General features: G+C 34.5%; 27 protein-coding genes and 1 other annotated feature. Of the genes, 19 read left to right on the top strand and 8 right to left on the bottom strand.

Features of this window, described 5'->3' with window-relative positions:
* Window positions 1-749 (bottom strand): hypothetical protein (locus CRO00_RS16345; protein ID WP_141396979.1); only part of this gene is annotated, 749 nt, incomplete at its 3' end.
* An 825-nt stretch (window positions 750-1,574) separates the two neighbouring features.
* On the opposite strand from CRO00_RS16345, the gene CRO00_RS16340 reads away from it, so the two are divergent.
* Window positions 1,575-3,128, top strand: a complete 1,554-nt coding sequence (locus CRO00_RS16340; RefSeq protein ID WP_097074739.1) for a primase C-terminal domain-containing protein — start codon at window positions 1,575-1,577, stop codon at window positions 3,126-3,128.
* Window positions 3,129-3,408: 280 nt separating this feature from the next.
* Here CRO00_RS16340 and CRO00_RS16335 read toward each other — a convergent pair whose 3' ends face one another.
* Complete coding sequence (locus CRO00_RS16335; RefSeq protein ID WP_097074738.1) at window positions 3,409-3,666, bottom strand: helix-turn-helix domain-containing protein; 258 nt, start codon at window positions 3,664-3,666, stop codon at window positions 3,409-3,411.
* 431 nt (window positions 3,667-4,097) lie between these two features.
* On the opposite strand from CRO00_RS16335, the gene CRO00_RS16330 reads away from it, so the two are divergent.
* On the top strand, window positions 4,098-5,846 hold the full coding sequence (locus tag CRO00_RS16330) for a type IV secretory system conjugative DNA transfer family protein (protein ID WP_097074737.1): 1,749 nt from the start codon (window positions 4,098-4,100) through the stop codon (window positions 5,844-5,846).
* Between the two features lie 48 nt (window positions 5,847-5,894).
* Entirely contained in the window at window positions 5,895-6,782 is an 888-nt protein-coding gene (locus tag CRO00_RS16325; RefSeq protein WP_161946714.1) for a hypothetical protein, read from the top strand.
* Window positions 6,783-7,003: 221 nt separating this feature from the next.
* Here CRO00_RS16325 and CRO00_RS16320 read toward each other — a convergent pair whose 3' ends face one another.
* Window positions 7,004-7,264: a DUF7669 domain-containing protein gene (locus tag CRO00_RS16320; RefSeq protein WP_097074735.1), complete on the bottom strand. Its 261-nt coding sequence runs from the start codon at window positions 7,262-7,264 to the stop codon at window positions 7,004-7,006.
* A gap of 184 nt (window positions 7,265-7,448) precedes the next feature.
* On the opposite strand from CRO00_RS16320, the gene CRO00_RS16315 reads away from it, so the two are divergent.
* Entirely contained in the window at window positions 7,449-8,147 is a 699-nt protein-coding gene (locus CRO00_RS16315; protein ID WP_097074734.1) for a hypothetical protein, read from the top strand.
* Window positions 8,148-8,244: 97 nt separating this feature from the next.
* Here the strand turns inward: CRO00_RS16315 and CRO00_RS16310 are convergent, their stop codons facing one another.
* Window positions 8,245-8,700, bottom strand: a complete 456-nt coding sequence (locus tag CRO00_RS16310; protein WP_097074733.1) for a putative iron-sulfur cluster-binding metallochaperone — start codon at window positions 8,698-8,700, stop codon at window positions 8,245-8,247.
* Between the two features lie 13 nt (window positions 8,701-8,713).
* Complete coding sequence (gene merR / locus CRO00_RS16305) at window positions 8,714-9,121, bottom strand: Hg(II)-responsive transcriptional regulator (RefSeq protein ID WP_097074732.1); 408 nt, start codon at window positions 9,119-9,121, stop codon at window positions 8,714-8,716.
* Window positions 9,122-9,625: 504 nt separating this feature from the next.
* Here merR and CRO00_RS16300 point away from each other — a divergent pair.
* From CRO00_RS16300 to CRO00_RS16230, 15 genes are all read left to right on the top strand, one after another.
* A complete protein-coding gene (locus CRO00_RS16300; protein WP_097074731.1) occupies window positions 9,626-10,624 on the top strand; it encodes an ERF family protein in 999 nt (332 codons plus the stop codon).
* Window positions 10,625-10,639: 15 nt separating this feature from the next.
* Window positions 10,640-10,954, top strand: coding sequence for a hypothetical protein (locus CRO00_RS16295; RefSeq protein WP_097074730.1), 315 nt, complete (start codon window positions 10,640-10,642; stop codon window positions 10,952-10,954).
* Window positions 10,955-11,647, top strand: coding sequence for a hypothetical protein (locus CRO00_RS16290; protein ID WP_097074729.1), 693 nt, complete (start codon window positions 10,955-10,957; stop codon window positions 11,645-11,647).
* Window positions 11,648-11,673: 26 nt separating this feature from the next.
* Entirely contained in the window at window positions 11,674-12,180 is a 507-nt protein-coding gene (locus CRO00_RS16285; RefSeq protein WP_097074728.1) for a single-stranded DNA-binding protein, read from the top strand.
* 77 nt (window positions 12,181-12,257) lie between these two features.
* Window positions 12,258-12,977 carry a PD-(D/E)XK nuclease family protein gene (locus CRO00_RS16280; protein WP_161946713.1) on the top strand — a complete coding sequence of 240 codons (720 nt, stop codon included), beginning with the start codon at window positions 12,258-12,260 and terminating at the stop codon, window positions 12,975-12,977.
* 5 nt (window positions 12,978-12,982) lie between these two features.
* A complete protein-coding gene (locus CRO00_RS16275; RefSeq protein WP_141396978.1) occupies window positions 12,983-13,327 on the top strand; it encodes a hypothetical protein in 345 nt (114 codons plus the stop codon).
* Window positions 13,328-13,344: 17 nt separating this feature from the next.
* Window positions 13,345-13,761 carry a hypothetical protein gene (locus CRO00_RS16270; protein WP_097074725.1) on the top strand — a complete coding sequence of 139 codons (417 nt, stop codon included), beginning with the start codon at window positions 13,345-13,347 and terminating at the stop codon, window positions 13,759-13,761.
* Window positions 13,762-13,828: 67 nt separating this feature from the next.
* Window positions 13,829-14,170, top strand: a complete 342-nt coding sequence (locus CRO00_RS16265; protein ID WP_097074724.1) for a hypothetical protein — start codon at window positions 13,829-13,831, stop codon at window positions 14,168-14,170.
* Window positions 14,161-14,622, top strand: a complete 462-nt coding sequence (locus CRO00_RS16260; protein WP_097074723.1) for a hypothetical protein — start codon at window positions 14,161-14,163, stop codon at window positions 14,620-14,622. The genes CRO00_RS16265 and CRO00_RS16260 overlap by 10 nt, the downstream gene beginning before the upstream one ends.
* On the top strand, window positions 14,609-14,761 hold the full coding sequence (locus CRO00_RS16255; RefSeq protein ID WP_161946712.1) for a DpnD/PcfM family protein: 153 nt from the start codon (window positions 14,609-14,611) through the stop codon (window positions 14,759-14,761). Before CRO00_RS16260 ends, CRO00_RS16255 begins: the two co-directional genes overlap by 14 nt.
* A 54-nt stretch (window positions 14,762-14,815) precedes the next feature.
* Window positions 14,816-15,322 (top strand): hypothetical protein, encoded by a 507-nt coding sequence (locus CRO00_RS16250; protein ID WP_097074721.1) that lies wholly within the window; start codon window positions 14,816-14,818, stop codon window positions 15,320-15,322.
* Window positions 15,323-15,345: 23 nt separating this feature from the next.
* Window positions 15,346-15,561, top strand: coding sequence for a DUF4314 domain-containing protein (locus CRO00_RS16245; RefSeq protein ID WP_097074720.1), 216 nt, complete (start codon window positions 15,346-15,348; stop codon window positions 15,559-15,561).
* Window positions 15,562-15,974: 413 nt separating this feature from the next.
* Window positions 15,975-16,227 (top strand) — a binding site (T-box leader).
* A gap of 69 nt (window positions 16,228-16,296) precedes the next feature.
* Window positions 16,297-17,121, top strand: a complete 825-nt coding sequence (locus tag CRO00_RS16240) for an ATP-grasp domain-containing protein (RefSeq protein WP_097074719.1) — start codon at window positions 16,297-16,299, stop codon at window positions 17,119-17,121.
* A 271-nt stretch (window positions 17,122-17,392) separates the two neighbouring features.
* Window positions 17,393-17,998, top strand: a complete 606-nt coding sequence (locus tag CRO00_RS16235) for a type IV toxin-antitoxin system AbiEi family antitoxin domain-containing protein (RefSeq protein WP_097074718.1) — start codon at window positions 17,393-17,395, stop codon at window positions 17,996-17,998.
* Entirely contained in the window at window positions 17,998-18,909 is a 912-nt protein-coding gene (locus CRO00_RS16230; protein WP_097074717.1) for a nucleotidyl transferase AbiEii/AbiGii toxin family protein, read from the top strand. The genes CRO00_RS16235 and CRO00_RS16230 overlap by 1 nt, the downstream gene beginning before the upstream one ends.
* Before the next feature lie 503 nt (window positions 18,910-19,412).
* Here CRO00_RS16230 and CRO00_RS16225 read toward each other — a convergent pair.
* From CRO00_RS16225 to CRO00_RS16215, 3 genes are all read right to left on the bottom strand, one after another.
* Window positions 19,413-19,604, bottom strand: coding sequence for a hypothetical protein (locus CRO00_RS16225; protein ID WP_097074716.1), 192 nt, complete (start codon window positions 19,602-19,604; stop codon window positions 19,413-19,415).
* A gap of 168 nt (window positions 19,605-19,772) precedes the next feature.
* The gene (locus CRO00_RS16220) at window positions 19,773-20,681 is read right to left on the bottom strand and encodes a hypothetical protein (RefSeq protein ID WP_097074715.1); all 909 of its coding nucleotides are present in this window, start codon (window positions 20,679-20,681) and stop codon (window positions 19,773-19,775) included.
* A gap of 461 nt (window positions 20,682-21,142) precedes the next feature.
* Entirely contained in the window at window positions 21,143-21,991 is an 849-nt protein-coding gene (locus CRO00_RS16215) for a pyridoxamine kinase (protein ID WP_097074714.1), read from the bottom strand.
* Window positions 21,992-21,998 lie beyond the last annotated feature (7 nt).

Raw genomic sequence — 21,998 nt, 5'->3', positions numbered from 1 at the left:
TTGCTATCAGGACTATCGTGACGTAGCTTTAATACTTCATCACTATGAAACTCAATATATCCATCCTCATCTTTCCCTTGTAGTACCCACATATGCGAAATAATATCTAGTAAGTCGGCTGTCAACTCGTCAAACGCATTTAACGTTGATTCTACGAGTTGTAACCATAAAGCAGCATGTTCAGCATCATGCATCTCAATTGTTTCTTTACGAAGTTCAGCAGTTCCTCGTAATTCACCTTTATTATCAACAATTTCTGATATATATGTACCGTCATCTTGTGCCATAAATTTCTTCCCTTGTGAAAGTGTATTTCGCATGAACATAAAATCGGAGTTCATCGTTGTAAAAATACGTTCACTTTCGACGGCTTCTTCCACTATGTCAAAAGATAATTGTTCATTTTCAATTAAAGTGGGAGCAGTGGTCGAGTTTGCTTCTAGTTCTTCTTTTTGAAGATATGGTTCAACCTCGTATACGATTGAATCAATATAGTCCACAAATGCTTCACGTAGAAGAGCTTTTGTTGCTGGTCTACCTTGTAGCAACGTGTCATATACGCACTGATACAAGGCTTGGAAACTATCACTAGGTATATAGCTTAAGTCATTTGCCATCCTTTCAGCTTCCTGCTCCCATTTACTCGCAGCATCATATTGTGCAAACGTTGGTATAGCCTCTTGATAAAGTGCAATAGGTAACAATTCTTTCTTAATTACCATACGATTTGGTAGACGTTCGAGGCTCAAAATGTCCACCTCCTATACATGATTTTATTTTTATTATAACAAAACGGTTCGAAAAGTCATTATAAACGAACCGTTTCGGTAGTATTTGGTTTTGCGATCCACTTTATTAGAGATACTGTGGATTTTTCGCATGATTATGGCTGAGAAAGAGCTTTAATAGACCATTGTGGTTCGTTTTCGGTATAATTCCGTCCGGTAGCTATACAAAGTGGTTCGTTTATGTCGATATTTGTAACATTATGGATATGTGTGGTTTAACAATGGTTTAATTCCGTCCAACAGCTATACAAAGTGGTCGAGTTTCTTAATAAGAACGTCTATAGTCCATACAATTTGAAATTTTGGTGGTTCGTTTTTCCGTCCAATAGCTATACAAAAAAAATTTTCCCGTCCAATAGCCATACAATAAATGTTGATATTACGCGATTTTTTAAAAAAGGTATGATGATTGGACGTAAAATTGGTCTGTTTTGAGGTTATTTTCCGTCCAGTAGTTATACAAAAAAACGATAATTTTGTATTTCCCCCCGTCCAGTAGTTTTACTAATGGATTACTTTAGAACATTAATAAAGCTTGTAATATCAAGGTTCCACATGATTATATGAATAGTTTAAGGGTGGTTCGTTTTCGTGAAAAGTGGTTCGTTTTCTCGTCCAACGTTCATAGTATTTAAATTTTGGTAATTTCCCCAATCCCTTGTGGTTCTAAGGCTGAGAGTGGTTCGAAAAGTGGTTCGTTTTTCTCTTAGAGAAGCCCATTTTTGCCAAATTGCGTTTTGTATACTTGTTCTTAATAGAAATGGGTAGAGCAAGAGGTGAAATACGATGCAGCAATCAGTCTTTGTGAAGAATAATATAAACATAGATTTAGAGAACGTATACGATGTATTACTACATAATGGTTTGACAAAGTACAAAACAAAAAATTCAAAGACTTCATTACCAGCACAAGTTGAGGCAGCAAAACAAGACAAGCTCTCTAAAAAAGGGGCTATTTTTGTGGTGCGCTCTAAAAGTGATTTCTTAGCAACAGGTGTGAAAGGGTATATTATCACATCAAAAGAGACGCTTTTAGAAGATGCAGCTGGATTAACACATTTCACACCAAATATTTATCGAAAATTCGGCTACTCGGATGAAAACCGTCGTATGATTCGAGGGTTTGAAGAGAAAAATCTACTACAAATCAATACATTTGTCGTAGATATTGATACAAAGGCCTATTCAGTTCAAGAGATTTTAATGGCGTGTATGGATGATTCTATTGGTCTACCAACAATGCTCGTAGCTTCAGATCGTGGGTACCAAGTGTATTTTGTATTGGAGAACCCATTATTCATTTCAAATAGACGTGAATTTCGTGGGTTAACAGTAGCTAAACGCATATCCGATAATCTAAAAAGAAGTTTAAAAGCTGTTGAAGCAGATCCGTTCTGCAATGATTTTGGCTTTTTCCGTCTTCCTAAAGCAGATAATATTGTTTGGATGCAACTAGAGAATACATACGATATGGCGACATTGATTAATTGGTCTACTCGATTTGATGATGATTTAGAGCGGCCTTTATTTGTTGTGCCATCAAAATTAAAAGCAACTTCAGTTATGGATTCAGAGTGGTTCCAGGCTTTAATTCATGCAGTTGATATAAAAGGAGAAAAGGGGCAAATTGGGCGTAATAACACGATGTTTACGCTTGCTTTAGTGTGCTTTAGTGAAGGTTGGGATAAAGCTCGTACATTTGATTTCATTGATGAATATAATACTCGTTTACGATATTCATTAAAAGGAGCTGATTTACGAAGCATTGTTGAATCAGCTTATTCTGGTAAGTATAAAGGGGCATGTAAAGAATATATCGAAGCATTATTAGCCATCCATGTACATAAAGGTCAGTCTATTAAAGTAAACTTTGGAAAACATGTGTGGTACAAATTTAAGAAAGAGCGTGAGGACCGTACAAGAAGCCATTATGAAGAATGGGAACAAGATCTCATTCAATATATCACGGCAGAAAATAACCTTTCTGAACCGTTTATTTGGCGTACACAAAAAGAAATCTGTGAAGCAATTGGTATTCCTCAAAGTACATTGAATCAAATAATTAAAGTATCTAAAAAAATAGTAAAAACGGTAACAGGAAAAGGGCGTAATGCAAAAACAGGATGGTCGACAGTCAGCCTGTTTATTCAGCATGCACTGAATCTATTAAAAGATAAAAAAGCTAGATATAGAGAGCAACTAATTCAGGTTGTTAAAGAATGGACAGATATATTAGAGCCAGTAGCAGGGTACGATCAATTGATGACATACTTAAATCAATTAATTTTTAATCCAGATCGACAAGAGCATTTGAATCTATCATTTAATAAGTTTGGTTAATAGAATACTCCACTCTGCCATTACATATTTCTATTTACGTTTTCTTTCTGCTAGCTTTTTAGAATTATAAAGTACTTTATGAGATGTTTTGATGGGGGAATCTATGTAGTTGTAGAGTGATGAGTTTAAGTATTTATTATATGGTAATTTAATTGACTTATAGATTTAGGGAATTATAGACTAATATTTTTTTAGAAATATAAAAAATAGTGAAAGCTATGGGGGGCCTTCACTATTTAAAGTGCTTAGGATTAAAAGTTTATAAAAAAATAAATGCTGCTTATTTGGTCTTTTTAGTTGGTTCTTTAATAATTTCTTTGAAGAGTGGATGATCGTAGAATTCACCAAGCTCTAAACCAAGTGCAGATGATAATTTATAGATGGATAAAACAGAAGGATTTTTAACGCGTCCTTTTACTATTTCATTAACGGTTGATTGTGTAACATTGGCTTTTTCAGCTAGTTGTGAGATTGTTAGATTTTGTTCTGACATTAAGTCTGTAATTCTTTGACGTATTGCTTCTTGCATTGTAATCATGCAATGTCCCTCCAAGGTTTTTAAGTGTTCTAAAGAGAACGAATAGATTTTTAGTCATTGATTATAGGTTTTTAGATATAGTGTTCAGTAGGGGTTTATTACTGGGGGTTATCTATATCTTTGAAATATCATTTTAACGGAATATCGTTATTAGATTCAAGTGGGTGGAAGTGTATATTTGTGATAGGAAAATGAAAAAAGGAATGGTAGCTTTTAATCTACACATTCCTTTTTGCTAAAAACATCATTGAAAACGAGTAATACAAATGGTTGTATTATGGTGTTCAAATCAATCTACTCTACTGAAGAAAATCATAACATACTTCCTTTTTAGAAACAACTATGCTAGAATGTGCTTGCAGTATATTAACGATAAATCGTTATATTTTTTAATTATAATTAACGATATTACGTTAAATGGAGGGCGTGGCATGGCACAAACGAATAACCCAATTATTATTGGAGGAAATGATCCATTCACACATTTTCTTATTACAGGTCCAACACGCTGTGGTAAAACATCAACAATTTTGTTACCAATGATTTTTCAATTGTTAGAACAAAAAAAGCGTGGTAAGAATTTAGGTCTTTCACTTGTTGAGCCTAAAGGTGACTTGATTTGGGAAGTAGAAGAGTTTTGTAAGGAGATGGAGATTCCATATGTTTTATTAGATCCATCTAATCCGAATACAGACTTTTTTAATGTAATGGAGGGTGATATTGATGTTGTGATAGAGGCAACCGTCGCTGTACTTCAATCTTTATTTGGGAAGCAGGAGGCATTCTTCCAAACACTTGCTGAGCTTTCTACTCGGAATGTGACGAAGCTTTTAAAATTGCTTAAGGGTGATGATTTAACACTTTTAGATTTATTAGCGACTTTGCGAGATGAAAAGTTATTACGCCAATATGTTGAAGATTTAAGGGATAAAATTGGTGCTTCAGATTTACTTTCATTTTTTGATAATGAAATGTTTGGTTCGTTATCAGATCAATATCGTAAGTTAATCATTGGTTTACGGGCGCAATTAGAGAATATGACAGGGAATGAAAAACTGCGTCATATAATTTCAAATAAAAGCAGTATTAATTTAGATGAACATTTGGATAAGGGTGGTGTACTGCTTGTAAATACGGATTTGGGGCGTTTAAAGAAGGCAGGGGATGCGTTTGGAATGTTTGTGACGATGCATATTCAATCAGCTGCGTTACGTCGTCCAGGAACTGAAAAAACGCGAACACCACATTTCATGATTGTTGATGAGTATGCTCGTTATATCAATCCTGATGTTGAGTTGTTTTTATCCGTAGCAGCAAGTTCACGAGTAGCTGGTATTTTTGCCATTCAATCACTTGGCCAATTAGAAATTGAATCAGGTCGTATTGGGGCAAAGGCAATGAAACAGGCAATTTTAACGAATTGCAGAAACAAAATTGCTTTCTGTGGTTTATCTTCAGCAGATGCGAATGAATTTGCTGAGGAATTTGGGAAAGATGTTGTCATTATGCGACAGTCTACATATAAAAATAAGATTCTCTTGCCTAAATTTTTCCCAGAGAGCTATCGAGATACAGAAACAGAAGAATATCGCTACCGTCCAACGTATTTACAAGACCAAATGAAGCGATTCCATTTTATTTGTAAGATTTTAAATGATGGTACACCTCAGAAGCCAATAGAAGGCGTAGGAGCGTTTGTACCTCGAAATTGGAGAGAAATGAGGAGTTGGGAGCACTTGTCGGGAAAACCTGCTGAAAAGGGTTCTAGAGGCTTTCTAGAGCGATGTTTTAAACATGCAGGTATTCAACTCCAAACATCAACTAAGGCACCGAAAATCAGTGCTATTTTTGCTGTAAATCCTGATGAGGAAGGCAGCAAGGAGTTTGTCGAGGAAAATGCGATTTTGCTTGGGAAGTTGCAGTCCAAACAAGTTGAGCCAGAAGACGAACTATTAAAAGCTCCTTCAAATGATGAACAGGAAATTGTTAAGACTGATCGAGAAGAACAAGTTATACAACAACCAGTTGAGCAGTCAATGGAACGTGAGAAAGTCGTGACAGTCCCTGTTCAATCTACACAGGAAACGCCATTACAAGTTGATGATGCTCCTGTACAAAAGCCTACGCATTTTGTTGTATCAGAAGACGAGGCTTACGAGAATGGTGACACATTCTTTTAACTTAAAATCCCCCCATAGAATGAATTTAGTCAGATGTTTTTGGTACATTTGACAGTTATTAAAAATGAAAGAGGTTTTTACAATATGAGTGGTCTAAATGATATTTTAATCGAAGGGTATAATCCTGATAAAGTTGCAGAGCTAGAACGTGAACGTCAATATGATGTATGGAATGATATAGCGAAGGCACAGCAAACTGAGCGTATTGTTGGCGAACAGCTTATAGGGTTTGAAACACATCGTATTAACGACCGGAAAACATTATGCGGTGTTGTACGGATTGGTAAAGTAAAGGGTCTTATTCCAATTGATGAATCAGGAATCAATCCAAATGATCCGTATGCATTAAATAAGTTTCGAGCTTTAGCTAACATGCAAATTCAATTCATCATTTTACGTTACAGTATGGAAGCCGATATGTTTGTTGCTTCTCGTAAAAAAGCACGTGATTTAACAGCACAAATTACATTAAGCAAAATTAAAGAAGGCTACAATATTTACTGTGTTGTTCGTGAAGTAGAAAAAGGACATTTAATCGGTGATATTGGTGGTATTGATGTACATGTGCCAGCTTTTGAACTTTCATATGGCTGGGTTGATGATTTACGTGCAATGTATAAGCATGGTGACCATATTCGAGTTCAAGTAACGGAAATTACAGATGAAAAGATTAAAGTATCAAGAAAGCCATTGATGGAGAATCCATTTCCAGAATGCTTATCTCGATACGTCCCGAATGGAGAATATGTTGGTACTGTTTCAGGTGTGCAAGCTTATGGTATTTTCGTGGCTCTTGAAGAAGGAGTAGACTGCCTTGCTCAACATTTAAAGTTCCAGAGCGTAGAGAAGGGGAGTAAGGTACTTGTACGTATTTTGCGTGTTGAAACAAAAGGTGGTAATAAAATTCATGCGAAAATTGTACGTGTGATGGTGTAGAAAAAAGGATAAGTAAAATAATACTTTTATAGAAAAATATTATTAGAGAAAAAGGGAAATTTATATTTTTATTTTTTCACTTGGAGGACTTCAAGGGTTTGGTCTATTATAATAGTGATGACGATAGGATTTACTTGATTTTACATCACTCCTTTTACAATGGATAAAAAAGGGGGATAATATATAAATCCCTTTTTAGATATTTAGAAATATAGAATTTTCTATTTTTCTAATAAGAGAGCATATTTACCCCTATTAATTCGAATGTAATCATTAAATGTTTCAGCATGGTGATTAGGAGCGTTTATACAACACTTTGAAGTAATGTGAGTTCGAATAGTTGATTCTTTAAAATGGGAGCCATGTTGATTTAAATAATCCAAAACTTCTACGATAGTGAATTCATTTTTACCTTTTGCATGGATAATTACTTTAGTGGCAGATAATAGTTGTTCACGACAAGTTTGCGAATGGAAAGACATGAAATACCTCCTTAGTTTTTGTTGAAATTACTATAACAAAATCAAAAGCTTACTGGATAGTAACTGGGAATTGTGATGAGGGGTTGTGATTAAAGGAGGAATAAGGGGAAATATAAATTTCTAAAAATAGAAAAATATATTTAGATATAAATAGAAAAAATAAAATTAGAAAGGGGCTGACGAAATGGAGAAAAAGCCATTTATCAGTCCTTTTTCTCTGCGTCGACATGAATGGAAGGTCGAGTGGCGTGTGCAAAGCGAACGTCCAGTGAACCGAGAAATGCAACGATTTACAGGGAAAGAGGAACGTGTCATGCAGGATCTTGCTGTACTGCAAATCATCACACATAAACATTTAAAGAAACATTATAAAATGCATGAAAAGCAGATTCAAAATATGTTAGCTAAACGATTATTGGTGCAGCATAGACTGATTAAAAATAAAGAAACATGGTTTATTTATACACGCGAAGCAATAGAGGGTTATAAAAAAACATTTGTAGTAAAGAATTACTGGCTTGGATACGGGAAAGAGGAGATTTTACAGAGATTAGTGTTAGTGGATTTCTATTTTGAATTACAACGTAAAATGAACACTGATATTACATTAAAAGCAGTTGCAATACCATTTCAAGCAATCTTTATTATGAATGATAAAGCGTACGAAGTTTACATTAATAGGGGTGACCCTCATGATTTATTAGTTGCTTTAAACCAATCTATCACTAAGGAACGTCGTTTATTTATCGTAACTGAGCAACTAATTCATCTAAATGTACTAGCCACCGTACTTGAAAGACCTAAAATACTTTATCGAGTAATTACTGACGAAGATATTTACAGGAAAGATAAACATGAGTTTTTTCACACCTTACCTTCATAATTAAATAATAAATAAAGCTAAATTCCTGTAGTTAATTGGATTTAGCTTTATTATTTAAGGAGACTACTTTGGAAGGCGAAATTTAAGCTCCCGCAAGTTAATTTATTTCCTTGATATATTTTGTAACGTTTCCTAAACAACAGCTCCCTTGAGGATTGTTTACCTCACAGCCACATCGGTTTTCTTTTATGTTTTCGCGAATATGTTCTAATGGATGTGGAAGAAGTCCTTGTTCGAAATAGCTTTTTATCTTTTCTTTAGTCCAATGAAAGCAATAACAAATAGGTGTAGTATCTAAAATATCTTTCTGATGGACTGCTACTTTTATGTCCGTTACAAGGTACTTTTTATTATTGGTATCAAAGTAAACAATTTCACAGTCCTTGGTTGAACAAAAATAATGATTTTCATTAGCATTTATTATTTCTAATGCAGATGGTTTAAGGAGTGACTTTAAAGTGATTAGCTTTACGATTTTAGCTTTATTATTACAAGAAGGGCAAGTCCCATTTTTTACCTCTATTTTCAGACTATTATTACAACAATCCCCCATTATTCTTCCTCCTTTACGTATCATTTCCGACTACTAAAGTTTCAATAATTGGACATTCATACATAAACTTTTCATTTGGACATTTCTCTTTTAGATTAATGAGCATTTGTTCAATCCTCTTTAAATCTCTAATTTTCAATTGTACTTCTTCAACTTTATTAACAACAAAATTATACATATCTTCACATCGTTGATTGTCTTTATCAACGATTCCAAGTAACTTGGAAATTTCAGCTAAAGTAAATCCTAAATCTTGCATCCTCTTAATAAACTTTATTCGCTTGACACTATCTTCTGAAAACATTCTATAACCAGAATCCGTTCGTGTAGGTGGTCGGAGTAAACCTACTTTTTCATAATATCTAATGGTTTCTTTATTAACATTACATTTATTTGCCAGTTCACTAATAAGATACTTCAAAAAATTCACCTCATATAAATTATAAACCCTGTACCACAGTACAGGGTAAAGGTATTTTGAAATCTTTATTATGCTCCATATCATAAAAAAAAGTTAATGCCTAGATCGGTACAATTTTCTGTCATTTAACGTCAAGGAATAATAATAGTTGTCATTTTAACGACATATCGTTAAAATGGAATCATACCTTTTTTTATTCATTACTACATCCACATTATCCATAGAGATAATTCCATCTTTTAGATGTTAACGTGTAGCTAATGGCTAGATCTAATGTTTTTCATTATGAATGTATCTAGCGTAAAACCCTTTGTTTCGCCATTTAGAAAGCTCTTTTGGAGTAGAGTGGTAGGCAACTTTGTTTGCAAAAATTCTTTATTAAATCGATATGCTTATTTGAGTATGTCTTTTTATATATTGCGTAAAACAGCGACTTTATCATGTGTAGATACATGAAGAGTCGTTTTTTTATTGCTAAAAAATCATTTTAAAGGAGAGTGTCTTATGACTACAAATCAATCTTTACCTACTACTACTGCACCAACGACGCTTTTACGGAAATTAGTAGAAGTTCGCAAAGCGGTGCCTTACTTGAAGAAATCTTCAACAGGTCATCAGTATAATTTCGTTGGCTCATCTAATGTATTAGCAGCAGTACGTGACAAACTTGATGAAACGGGCTTAGTTCTTTTTCCGAAAGTTATGTCACGAGAGGTAACGCAGACAGTTACTGAAAACAAAGACAAGTACGGTAACTTGAAAAAAACAGTGACGTATTTTACGGAGTTATTCCTAGAATTCACATGGTTCGATTCCGAAACAGGCGAATCTTACGTTGTACCGTTTTACGCTCAAGGTATTGATACGAGTAATGAGAAAGGGGTAGGGAAGGCGCTCACATATGCAGAGAAATATTTTCTTCTAAAGAGCTTTAATATTCCTACAGATCAAGATGATCCTGATACATTTCAGCAAAAAGCTGGTCAATTGTCAATTAGTTATATTGCTGAAAATCAGGTAAGCGAGCTTGAAGCGTTATTAAATCAATTAGCAAATGTGTGCCAGACTGATTTTTCAGCAGTTTTTGAGCGATTTGCTCTTGAATTCAATGTGAAGGCGCTTGATAAGGTAACAACAGAGCATTTTGGTATGGCAAAGCGTGCAATAAAGGATTGGCTAAAAAAAGCCACAGCCTCACAGCAACCACAGCCAAAACAAGCTTCTAATCAACAACAAAATGTGCAACCGGTGCAGGTAGCTTCACAAGTTATTCAGCAACCACAATACGAGCAGGTGAAAGAAGCTTATAAAGTACTTTCAACAACATCTCGTTTAGCTGCTGATAACTCAAGCTATATGGAAATGCAGGTTCAAAATACAGTGGGTCAAACATTGACGGTATTAGCACGAGGGGAAAGTTACAAAAAAGCCTGTGATTTAGTCATCGGTTCAAATTACAATCTTGCAATTATTGAAGAAAACAATATGTTCTTCTTAGCGTAAGGAAAGGTGATATGAATGAGTAGAGCGAAACCTATCGCTACTTTTGTGACACGAAACAATGAATTAGTGGGTGTCTATCCAGGCTTTTTGGGTGGCAATACGTTAATTAAAGCTAAGTCCATTGGTAATGGTGCGATAGAGCTCACTCATAAATGTATGTGCTGTAATGTGTACTATCATCAGTGTCCAATTATTCAATCGATTATTTGGTATTATTCAGTTTATTTAAAACAAGGAATATCAGGATTTAACTGGGTTCAAAAGAAAGTTGTTTTAAATTTGGAGTGGGAGCAAATACCGATACCAGCACTAGATGAAGGGGCTGTGTAAATGAGTATTCTCCCAAATATTGTTGAAATAGCTCAGAGTTATAACGTGGAAATTGATTCACGTACATTAGGAAAAAGAGAGATTTTATGCAAATGTCCATTTTGTAACAACGGTCAAAACAAGCGTAGTCGCCGGCATTACCTGTCATTAAATGAAAGCAAAAACCTTTTTCAATGTTGGTGGTGCAAGGAAAGAGGTGGCGTGATCCGGTTCATTTCCTTGTTATCAGGGGAATCAGAGAGCGACATTTTAGAACGTATTCGTCGAGAGAAAAGTCATTCTTCTTATCAAAAACATCCTGCAGAAAAGCTTTCAACGCATCAGTTACAGCTTTTAGGCTACGGACGTATTAATTGGGTGGCGAATCGACATTTCGATTATGATGAATATTTAGCGTTTCGAGAGAAAGTTTGGTCTGAATGGCAGGATTATATAAATGAACAAGTAAAGAGAGCCTATCAAATGGTTTGGCTATACATGCTAAAAGGTGAAATCACGATGGGTTATCAGCTTGTTTCAAAGATAGAAAACGACATTGGCTTTCCCTTAATGGAGAAGGTTTTACGGTATTTTTCATCAGAAGGGCATGAATGTGCAGAGGATCGATGGTCTTCAGAAGAATTAGTCTGTGAAATTTTGCAGATTCGTCATCCAGTGGAATCATTAACGTATTTACAGAAAGAAGAACTTTAAAATCATATAGAAAGTAGGAAAGAGAAATGAATCATTCAATTTTAACAGGTCGCTTAGTAAAGGAAGTGGAACTGAGCTATTTACCAGATGGAAAGCCAAAAGCAACATTTACGATTGCTGTAAATCGTCCATTTGTAAATACTCAGGGAGAACGAGAAGCTGATTTTATCCGTTGTGTAGCATGGTCAAAAACAGCAGAAAACTTAGCAAACTTTACGACAAAGGGCTCGAAAATTGGTATTCAAGGACGCATTCAAACAGGGTCATATCAAAATCAACAAGGTCAAAAAGTATTTACGACTGATATTGTTGTCAATGAGATAGAGTTTTTAGATCCTAAAAATGCCAACGTTCAAAATGGGCAGCAGTCGGTGAAAGTACAGCAGGGGCATCAGCAATCTGTTCAGCAAAATCAGCAAGGAGTTTACCAACAACATGCTCCTATGCAACAAGGGTATCAACAACAGCAAGGTCCAATGGCTCAATCATCTGCTAATGTGCAGTATGCAGTGGATCAGAACTTGCCGTTTTAGTTGAATAAAAATCACTGAGAAGTACAGCTAGCCTTAAGCTATGTTGTGCTTCTTTTGCATTAAGAGAGGTGAGAAAGGTGGATACTTTTTCATTCAGTCGGTTGTCACTTTATGATGACTGTCCGAGGCGTTTCTATTATCGATATATTTTAGCATTGGAAGAAAAAGAAGGCGTTCCGTTATGGCTAGGTCGAGCAATTCATAAAGCAATCGAACGTAAAATTGTAGGCGATTCCTTTGATTCGGCACTTATTCAAGGGATGGCAGCAATTAATTTTAATCAGACAGTGCCGTTTAATGATTTGAAATTCCTTTTGAATAACCTACCAGCCAATGTGCAGGGGAATACCGAGCAATATTTTAAACTTGCGTTAAATGAGGAAGGAACACTCTTTTTACAGGGTTATATCGATTTACAAAACGGCCCTGAAATTACTGATTGGAAGTCGAATCGCAAAATATATAGCGTGAATGATACTGCTCAAATCGGATTGTACTCTTGGGCAATTCATCAGCTTTATGGCTATGAACAAGTAAAGGGTCGGTTATATTTTCTTCGGTTTCGTAAAGAAAGTGCTTTTGTTTATGACCGTTCTACAATGGAATTAGCAAGACAATGGGCGTTGCAGCTAGCACAAGAAATTCTGATAAAACTACAACAAGTACAGTCAGGAGGTAATTGGTGTGGGCTTTTTCCCTCAGTCCGTTCCTCCAAATGTTCACATTGTCCGTTTGCCATAGCATGTTATCGAAGTCAATCGAACCCTATTATAAAAACATTTTTAGAAAGCGAGTAATGAAGATGACTATTGAAAATCTAGAACAAGCGCAACAAGTAGCAAATGAAATTGCTCAACTTGAAGCAACAATCAAACTAATGAAAGACAGCTTAAAGTCATTTGTCGACGTATATGGTGTCGTACAAGCAGGTGGTGTGGAATGGGGCTATAAAGAATCAGTGTCATGGAAAATTGAGCCTGATCACATGAAGGAATTCATGCAATGGGTCGCGCTAGAGGGATTGAATCCATTTGAAATGATGACCGTTTCAGCAACGTCATTAAAAAAACTTGCATGGCCTGAAGATACATTAACTCGCATTGCAAGTAAGAAAGCGACAAAAAGCTTCCGTAGCACAAAAATTTAACATCAAGGAGAAGACAGATGACGAAAGTAAACACAATATTAGCGAAAGAAACAAGTTTTGTAGCCATGTCCTATGTGCCACAGTTAAATATGGTGCATGTAGAGGTTTTACCCGAAGAAAGTGCCATGAATAAGGTGGCTAAAGGTATGCCTTTATATAAGGTTTTTGCTGAACTAATCCAAGCAGATACGATTGACATTATCGATTTAACTGATGATTTATGTGTAATTGTAGATGATGAGGGGCTGTTAAAGTCAGGCAATCTCGTATATGAGCTTGAATTACAAGGTACAAAGGTGCAAATTGCAGGTCGATTTGCATTTGGTCGCAATTACTTTTGTGAAAATCATGGCCTGAAGACCATTCCGTTAACGCCTTTTGATTATGTGATATTAAAAGATTTAGATGTCGAAATCATTGGCCAAGTTCGTTAAAACCATTGAAGAGCTTTTGTAGCACTGCTACAAGGCTCTTTTTACTTTAGATAGAGGAGTCGTGATAATGAGTCACTTATTAAAAACGAATATTCGTGAGTTAGCAAAACGTCAATACAAAGTCTATATGGGGGAGTTTGTAATCTTCTCATCCGCAATGGAGCTATTAATCTGGTTATCTTCAGAAATGACACATTTTGAACTTGAAAATTTAGCATATCAGCTAGGGAATACAACAGCAGAAGAATTAGTGAAATCTGGCTGTGATACACCAGCTGAAGCATATGTTTTCGAGCATGATTATGTATTTGTCTTACAGGATCAACAGGGAAAACTCTTTGTGTATTCATGCGATTTTGTAGATATGGATGAAGAATTTTCGCCGATTGGAGAACAACCATGCGAATAACAGGACTTAAAACAATTTTAGATGTAGCAATTCAGGAACAAATTGCCTCAGCTAATTGCCAGTTAGTGCAACGTAACTATGCCAAGTGTAGCTGTACAGAAGAAGGTAAGGTCAATGTAACAACAATTGATATTGTAAAAGTTGATGTCTATTATTTTGTTTCAATTATGACCTATGAAAAACTATTGGACTTTTCTGTTTCATGTGAGAGGAATTTAAAAATAATCGAAGCTCGTGAAGGATTTGAATTTGGTCGTATCTATTGCCAAGCAGCAAGTCTTACGCAAGCAAAACAAATCGTAAATGAATTATGCCAATCGACAGCGACAATTCAAGATATAAAACAATACTTCTACTTCATTTATCGTATTGCCAATGGAGATATTTCACTGATCCAACGAGTAACGGATGTTACAAAAAAGAAGAAAGAGCAAGCTTATGAAAACATTTGAAGTCGTTATAACAGAAACATTAATGGCTATTCGTACTGTCCAAGCGCATTCTGAGGAAGAAGCGATTGCAATGGTGAAAGCCAGTTATGAAAACTGTGAGGTTGAACTAGATTTCCATGATTTTTTTAAAGCAGACTAAGAGATTCGAGATTAATAAAAACATTATCAGAAAGATAGTAATGAGGAGAGAAAAATGAATACTCCACAAGCAATGAAAACCACATCAGATTTCGATATTTACGCTATGCAAGAATTCCAATCAGAAGTGGATCACAGTTTATATCTCTACACATTTTCTATAGAACCCTTACGTGATAAGGCATTTCTGCGTATCTATGATTGGAATAATGACCTTTATTTTACCACTAGTGTGGAAGGGAAGGTATTACGAAAAACAGCTTTAGGGCAAGCACGATTTGTGCGAAAAGAATTTAGTAAAATCATTCAAAGTTTACGAGATGCGTTCAGGCATGAAGTAGACGAGGAAGCCATATTTACAAGGGATACATCTCGCCTGTTAGAACATAGTGATGAAGCATTTTATGATGAAAATTCATGCTATTGGTTCGATGATTGGAAAGAGATGGTTCGTGTCTTAATGAAGGAGCATGGTTGGGAGAAATCTGAATTACGCTATGCAATGGATATATATAACGATATAGATTGTACTATATATTTTACGGAGTTTTATCCGGTATAAAGAGCTTTGAAAGGATTAAGTAGATGGAAAAACATAAAGAAATTACAGCTCGCAAGCGTATTTTTCAAAAAGGTGAGCGAGTCATTATTATTACAACAATTCAAGATTCATTTACGCCATTACCAAAAGGCTTGCAAGGAACAGTTTCTCATGTTGATGATATTGGCACAGTGCATGTACATTGGGATAATGGTTCAAACTTAGGAGCACTACTTGAAGATCAGATAGCGTTAATTTAAAATCAAATCTAGAGGAACCTCTTAGATAAATTCTAAGGGGTTTTTCTTTTTATCTAATTTTATATTTATATAAAAAGGGAAAATTATTACTTATAAATTGATTAATCCCAAATTATGTCGCAGAGTGATATAATGATAAATGTACTTTGTTATCCTTTGTAAAGAGCACAAGAAGAATAACAATCGGAGCAGCTGTAGAATCTAGCTGCTCTTTTTTATATTAACTAAAGACCAGTTATATACATAAGGGCTTTATTCAATCGGGCCATTTAATGGAGCAACACTTTTAAATGGACTCGGATATTAAAGTGTTGAAGAAAATAATATATAAAGATATTCAATAAACTCCCTTTAATAACCATTTGCTTTATTTTCTGAATAATATATAATATTGCTAATTAATTTAATTTAATTTAAATTCTATGAAGAGAAAGAGTACGTTATTGTTTCTGTTCCAAAGAGAGCTGGTGTTTTGCTGAAAACCAGTGTCCAGATAATAACCGAAAATCATCTCTGAGGAGTAAAGCTGAATGTTTAGTAAGCTTTATCGGATTCCTACGTTACAAGGGACAACGTATGATTGTACGTTTGTAAAGGGGAGTAAAGTGTTATTTAGACATTTTATTAAACAAGAGTGGTATCGCGAGTTTCAATCTCGTCTCTTACTGAGACGGGATTTTTTGTTTTTTAAGATGTTTTTACAATAAAAATTTAAGAAAAGCAGGTGAAGGCGTAATGAAGACGCTACTATTTGTAACAGATTTATATTATGAAGCAAAAGGAAGAAACTATTATGAAGAGGATTTATTTCTAACTTCTAAACTTAGAGAAGCCTTTAATTTGGTCATTTGTCATCCTGAAGATATTGAAGCATTCGAAGATAATTCTGATTTAATTGTTTTCCGAAATGCAGGTCCAGTGGCAAATTTTAAAGACAAATATGAAGCATTCCGTAACCGAATTGTTTCTAAACATTTAAACACATATAATTCGTTTAATGGAAAGGCTGATATGAACGGAAAAGAATATTTAATTGAACTAACAAATGCTCATTTCCCTGTTATTCCAACGATTGATACCCTTGATTCCCTAAATAAACTCCCTAATGTAGACACATATATCGTAAAGCCGAAAGATGGAGCAGATTCTATCGGGATGGAATTTGTTACAAAAGATGAATTGAGTGAAAAAGTTGATTCAGAATCGAAAAATACATTGGTACAACCATTTATCAATTTTGAATATGAAGTCTCATTTTATTTTATCGACAAAGAATTTCAGTATGCTCTTTATGCACCTGATAAAGATAAAAGATGGGAATTGAAAGAGTATGTACCTACGGAAGAAGATCTAGCTTTTGCTGAAAGTTTCATCGACTGGAATAATCTTGACTGGGGGATTCAACGAGTTGATGCTTGTCGAAGCGAACAAGGGGAGCTTTTATTAGTCGAATTAGAAGATTTAAATCCCTACCTTTCCTTATTAGAATTATCTGAAGAGACACGTCAGAGCTTTGTTGAAGCCATGAAAAAATCATTAGAAAAAGCTCTTCAGGTTTAAGTTTTTTCTGTTTTTATAGAACTATGCAGGCTAATTAAGCATCTTAGTTATGCCATTATAGGGCGCGATTGTAGAGCAACCTAGGTAGAAAATGATCACTCCTTTTTATATACGTTAAATGCTGGTGTGAAGTATTAATCAACCGTGTCTTTTATTTTTAGGCTTTTTGCTGAAAATATTTCTAATAAATGGTTATAATAAATATATGATTCAACAAAACATCCGCACATTTTAAAAATATGCGGATGTTTTATTAAGTGAGGTGAGATGTTTGCAGCCAGTTCGTGCCCGACTATATGAAATATTCGAACAAGAAAATGGTATAACCCATACAAAGACACTTAAGCAGGCGGGGATTTCACAATATTATATAAAGCAATTTGAGGAATCTGGTTTGATTGAACGCATAAAAAGAGGGATTTATCGTTATTTAGGAGAAGAGATTCCAATAGTAGATGAATTAGTAGAGGTTATGTCGATTGTTCCAAAAGGGGTAATTTGCTTACTATCAGCAGCATCGTTTCATGAACTATCAACGATTAACCCCTATACGTATCATGTAGCCATAGAACGCAATCAGATGAAGCCTGTTTTGCCAGATTACCCTCCAATTACCATCTACTACTTCAAGGCATCCTTTTATGAAGAAGGAGTAGATGAAGTGATAATAAATAATTCAAAGGTGAATGTGTATAACATGGAGAAAACCATTTGTGATTTGGTCCGTTACCGAAAAAAAATCGGAAATGATATTATGCTTGAGTGCATCAAAAATTACATGGCACGTTCGGACCGTAATATTAACAAGCTTATGCAATGTGCAGAAAAACTTAAGGTACAAAAACTAGTGAAACAGTATATTGAGGTATTAGTATAATGACAAACCAAAGAAATGTACCAGCTTCAATTGCGGCAAGGCTAAAAAATGTAGCCATCCAAAATAAAAAGAATTACGATTCAATTTTCCTGCTTTACTGTCAAGAACGCTTACTCTACCGTCTATCGATTTCAGATTACAAAAGTAAATTCCTTTTAAAAGGCGGATTGTTTTTATTTTCCTTAACTAAGTTTTCTGCCCGTCCTACCTTAGATATTGATTTTTTAGCGAACTATATTTCGAATGAAATCGAAAATATTCAAAAAGCGTTTATTGATATTTGTTCAATTGAAGTGCCAGAAGACGGTTTAGTATTTGATATAGACGACATTACCGCAACACGTATTAAAGAAGATGCTGATTATGAGGGAGTCCGAATTAAAATACCTGTTAGCTTAGGACGCTCACGCAAACAGCTTCAATTGGATATAGGCTTTGGAGATATTATTGTGCCAAAACCAGCGGAGATTGAATTTCCCATTTTATTAGATATGAAAAATCCAAAAATTTTGGCGTATTCGATTGAATCGGTGATTGCAGAGAAATTTGAAGCCATGGTTAGCCTTTCAACAGTGAATAGTAGGATGAAAGATTTCTATGATATTTATATTTTGTCCGAAACGCGTAACTTTGATGGGCGCGTGTTGCAAGAAGCAATTTTTGAAACATTTACAAGAAGAGGAACGAGTTTTGAAAAGCATCACCCTGTTTTTACTAAAGATTTTTATACAGATACAGAGCGAAACCAACAATGGCAGGCGTTTTTAAAACGGCTAGGAATTGAAAAAAGCATTTCGTTTGAAAGTGTCATGTTACGTTTGAATACGTTGCTAATCCCTATTTATGAGATCAATGCAAATGAAAATGAATTTTTTAAACAATGGAATAGTCAGTCGAAACAGTGGCGTTAGTATTACCATAATTAAATTGGTCCTATCAGAATGGAAAGGTTTCAAGATTTCCTGAAAACCCTGTAAGAGAAGAATAGAATAATTAAATAAAGAAAAAACGTGCTACAAGGATTTAGATCATTGTTCCGTGTGGCACTTTATTATTTTTTAGGCTGCATTCTATTCAATCCTATATTAAACTTTTCTATTCTTTCTTATTTTTCCTTATTTTATAGAATTATACGGACTTCAAATCTATTCTTTGGTAGTCCTATGGTTTATTAATAATTAGATATTGTGAGATTGAAGTGATTGAAATTGTTGCAATTGATCGTAGAGAAGATGAAAAAATATTCAAGACTACTGAAAAACGTTGGCAGAAAAGAATGCAAGCGTGCTAAAAGGAATTGGAGTAGATCCATTTCTTGTAGCACGTTTTTATTATTTGTCTTTAGGTTGTCTAGCTGCTTTTAATTTTGCCTTATAACTAGCACAAATACGTTCATTTTCAGCATGAAGTTCAGCTAGTTTGTCGTTGTATTTATCGATTTGTGCTTGGAATTTTGCTTGGTATTCACGTCTACCTCTACTAAAACCTTTTCACGTTCAAGTTCTTTACGCTCTTGCATGATTTTAAGTTCGCGTTCATAATTTGATTTTGCATTTTCAAGTGCTGTCTCAAGCTGCTGGACTTGTTCATTAGCTTGTTGTAGCAAATTGGACTTTTCTTGTTCAAAACAGCTTTTTAATTCTTCATTCCCCTCAGCGTACCCTTTATACTGTGTTAAAAGATCGTTTAGCGTATCATTTTCTTCATTGTATTCATTTATAAGTAGATTTCCGTTATCAATATTAGATTAGCAGGATTTCATATAATTTAGATATTATTCTCCATAGTATCGTTCAAGCTCTGACTGTAAGCTGTTATATAAATGTTCCTGTATATAAGTTGACACAAATTGTTCTTTTTCCATTTCTATTTGCGAAGAACGAAAAAATTTTGCGAAGAATCCTGATTTTTTTTCGTTTTCAAATTGCTCAAATGCCTCTTTACGTAATGTATTGATTACCTTATTTTCGATTTGACGTTCTCTAATTTTTTGAACAATATCTGTTTTGGATCGTTCTTGTATAACCTCTAATTGTTTTTTTAATGTTTGGTTTTCTTCTTGAATCTTTTCTGTACTTTTCTGTATTTCTGTAAGCTGTTCCGTTGTTTCGGAAGTTAATGTTTTTATATTTTGCGAGAGAATGTCTTGATTCAGAGTGATTTGAGTAGATCCGCTTTCAATATTTTCTTGTAACTCAAATAATCCAGTTTGTAAGATTTGCTGCATCACATTACTTAATACATCTACTTTATTTGCTAATTCGTCTGGTTTATCTATTTCTGTTGAAACTTTTCGTTGTTTGACAACATAACCATTTTCATCGATGTCGAGTAATCGTTTTAGTCCTTTTACTCTGTACTCGTCTTTTAACAATAAAATCATTCGAAGTCTTAAAATTGCTGGGAAGTTCAATCGAATAACGGTTGGAGTAGTTGGGTTATCTGCTTCATCATCAAAAATATAACTTTCAAATGGTTTAATATAATAGCGTAGTTGAGCATCGGTAATCTCAAACCAACTTGCTACTTCGGGTGTGGAATAGTACTTTTTATCAATGATATCTGTTAAATACACATCATTATAAAGCACTTCTTCTAATGGGGTTTCACGTATAACGGAAAATAAGGGGTCATCTTGAATAAGTTCTAATATTTTAGCTTTAACTACATTTGTATCTACCATAGTTTTCACACTCCGTCCTATTCATTTCTACTCTAAACTTTTCTATTCTTTTATATGCATCTCTATTTTATTTGTATTCTATTCTATGGAGTTCTATGCTAATTTTTTAGATTTTATGCAAGATATTTTGGAGTTTTGATGGAATGCGAAGTATAGAGTATGTATTTTTCCCTTTTTCCCAATTTATGAGGTTTTCTATTCTAAAAATTTGAGCAAGGACAGTACTATAGTTGGCTGATACTCTTATGTCATAAATAACGATATAATTTCCGAAATATAAAACATAAATTTATAACTTTTGAGTAACGAAATTAATAGAAGAAAAAAATGAATAGCTACGTAAAAAGTAGCCATTCATCTTTAGTGTAGGTATTGATATTAACAATATTTGAGGGTTAGTCCAAATACATTTGTTTATATAGCATTTACCACTATTTCAAATAATTCACAACGTTTAGATTTTATAATAACATTTTCAAGTATTTTTCGAAGTTAACTCCTTCTATGTCAGGAATTAGTTCAATGTAGGTATCATGAATGGATGCTGTTAGAAATGCCTCTGCAAGCTCTATGGTTTTTTCCAAGTTATCTCCACGCATCATGCCCCCCATGATCACAGATGCAAATAAATCACCCGTACCTGAATAGCTTTTACCGTTATACGCCATTGCACTATAATAAGCTTTACTTCCATCTAAATACATATTACCAATTAACCTTCTATTTAGATCTCTTGATGGCGGGTTTACTCCAGTGATAATAACCTGAGCATGCGTTTCTTGTTGCAATGTATTTCCGGCTTCTTCTACAGCTTTTATAAAATCTTTTTCATTTGTATAGCTATGTAACTTCTCATAGGATAATCCGGTTAACAAACAGCACTCTGTAACATTGGGTGTTATCACATTTGCACACTTTACAAGTTCTTTCATTCGTACTAGCAATTCATCGGTAAAAAGTTTATAGACTTCTCCCGTGTCCCCCATTACAGGATCAACAAGTAAAAGTGTTTCCTTTGTAAGAAATTTATCTAAAAAAAGAAAAATGTTATGAATTTGCTCTTGGCCAGTAACAAAGCCAGTATAGATTCCGTCAAAATTTCTATTAAGCTTGCTCCATTCCTCTATGAAGTAGTTCATTTTAGATGTGAAATCCTCACAAAAGAAACTTGGATAACCAGTTTGTGCAGTTAATATAGCAGTTGGTAAAGGACATGCCTGCACGCCCATCACTGAAAGAACCGGAATCGCAGCTGTTAACGAACATTTTCCAAAAGAGGATAAATCCTGTATTACAGCGACTTTTTTCATAATAACC

Source organism: Ureibacillus xyleni (assembly GCF_900217795.1).
Classification (GTDB): domain Bacteria; phylum Bacillota; class Bacilli; order Bacillales_A; family Planococcaceae; genus Ureibacillus; species Ureibacillus xyleni.
The sequence above is the reverse complement of the archived record's forward strand: the minus strand, read 5'-3'. Positions and strand labels throughout refer to the sequence as shown.